2 protein-coding genes are annotated in these 1,804 nt (G+C 74.0%); one reads left to right on the top strand and one right to left on the bottom strand.

Annotated elements, in window-relative coordinates; translation table 11 throughout:
- Positions 1-959 (top strand): CapA family protein (locus G3I42_RS20480; protein ID WP_164287978.1); only part of this gene is annotated, 959 nt, incomplete at its 5' end.
- 118 nt (positions 960-1,077) lie between these two features.
- On the opposite strand, the gene G3I42_RS20485 is transcribed toward G3I42_RS20480, so the two are convergent.
- Positions 1,078-1,539, bottom strand: coding sequence for a universal stress protein (locus G3I42_RS20485; RefSeq protein ID WP_164287979.1), 462 nt, complete (start codon positions 1,537-1,539; stop codon positions 1,078-1,080).
- Between the last annotated feature and the right edge of the window lie 265 nt (positions 1,540-1,804).

The following is a 1,804-nucleotide window of genomic DNA, read 5'->3' on the forward strand; positions in this document are numbered from 1 at the left end:
CGGGCGGCAAGGGCTACGACTTCCGCCCGATGCTCTCGGGCGTCAAGCCCGTCGTCTCGCGCGCCGATCTGGCGATCTGCCACATGGAGACGGTGTACGGGGACGACGACGGCCCCTACACCGGCTACCCCGACTTCGTCTCGCCCCCGCAGGTCGCCACCGCGCTCGCCACCACCGGCTACGACTCCTGCTCGACCGCGTCGAACCACAGCCTCGACGACGGCACCGCCGGCGTCGCGCGCACCCTCGGCGCCCTCGACCGCGCGGGCGTCGCGCACGCGGGCACCGGGCGCAGCGAGGCGGAGTCGCACCGGCCCGCGTGGCTCACGGCCGGCGGCGCGAAGGTCGCCCAGCTCAGCTACACGTACGGCACCAACGACAAGCCGCTGCCGAAGAACGCGCCCTGGACCGTCCGGCTCATCGACGAGGGCCGTGTCGTCCAGGACGCGCGCGCCGCGCGGGAGGCGGGCGCCGACGTCGTCGTCGTGAGCATGCACTGGGGCACCGAGTGGCAGACCGCCCCCGACGCCCAGCAGCGCCAGCTCGCCGAGGCGCTCACCGCCTCGCGCACGGGCGAGCGGCCCGACATCGACCTCGTCATCGGCACGCACGCGCACGTCCCGCAGGCGTACGAGAAGGTCAACGGTACGTGGGTGATCTACGGCATGGGCGACCAGATCGCCGGCCGGATGATCAACGACGAGGACGTGCACGACCCGCGCGGCAACGAAGGCACGCTCGGCCGTTTCACCTTCACCCCGCCCACCGAGCCCGGAGCCCGCTGGGAGGTCACGAAGGCCGAGTTCCTGCCCCAGTGGTACGACCTCAAGGCGAACCGCGTCGTGGACGTGGACGACGCGATCGCGAAGGGCCGCGACCTGACCGCCGTCCGCGACCGGCTGCGGAAGGTCGTGCTGAGCCGGGGCGCGGCGAAGGACGGGCTCGTGGAGGGCCGCTGAGGGGCCGCCGGGCGGGGACGGCCGCGAGGTTGCCCGGCGCGGACGGCCTCGGGCCTGCCCGGCGAAGGGCGTGCGCCACCACGGCGTGCGCCCTTCCGCGCGCGCCAGGCCGCGCCGCCTACGGCACCACCGTGACCGGCCAGCGGCCCGTCTTGACGAGCCGGATCGCCACCGAGCCCACGAAGCGGTGGCCGGCCTGCTCCGAGGCGCCGACCACCACCGCGTCCGCCTTCAGCTCGTCCGCCGCCGTCACGAGGCCCGTGTACGGATCGCCGCGGAAGGTGTGGAACTCCCAGCGCAGGTCGAAGATGCCCTTGAAGAGCTCGGTGCCGTGGCGCAGCTCCTCCATGATGGACTCGGCGATCTCGTCGGTCGTCTCGGCCACGGGGGCACCCATCGCGGCCCCGGCCGAGAGCAGCGGCTGCACGTACACGAAGGCCAGGAGCGCGCCCTGACGCCTGGCCAGTCCGCCTCCGTAGGCCGCCGCGCGGGAGGCGGAAGCGGAACCGTCGACGCCGACCACGATCACCTTCGGTCCGTCGGTGCCGCGTTCGAACTGGGATGGCTTCTGTTCGGTCACGCAGTGAGGTTAGTGCCTGGCCCCGGCCGGTCACAGTGCTGGTCCGGCCGGGTGTACCGCACACCTTGTGACGGCGTTGCGCCGGTGCCCGACGTGTCCGGTGTGCGTGGGATCGGCCCATGCACGCGGTACGAAGCACAGTCGCGCCCCGCCGCGAAACGGACCCCGCGCCCGGCGCCCCCTCGCGCCGGGCACTGCTGCGCACGGCCGGGTTCCTCGCCCTCACCCCCCTCGCGGCGGCCTGCTCGGACGCGACCGGCGCGCG

Origin of the sequence: Streptomyces sp. SID11385 (assembly GCF_010548245.1) — a bacterium.
GTDB lineage: Bacteria > Actinomycetota > Actinomycetes > Streptomycetales > Streptomycetaceae > Streptomyces.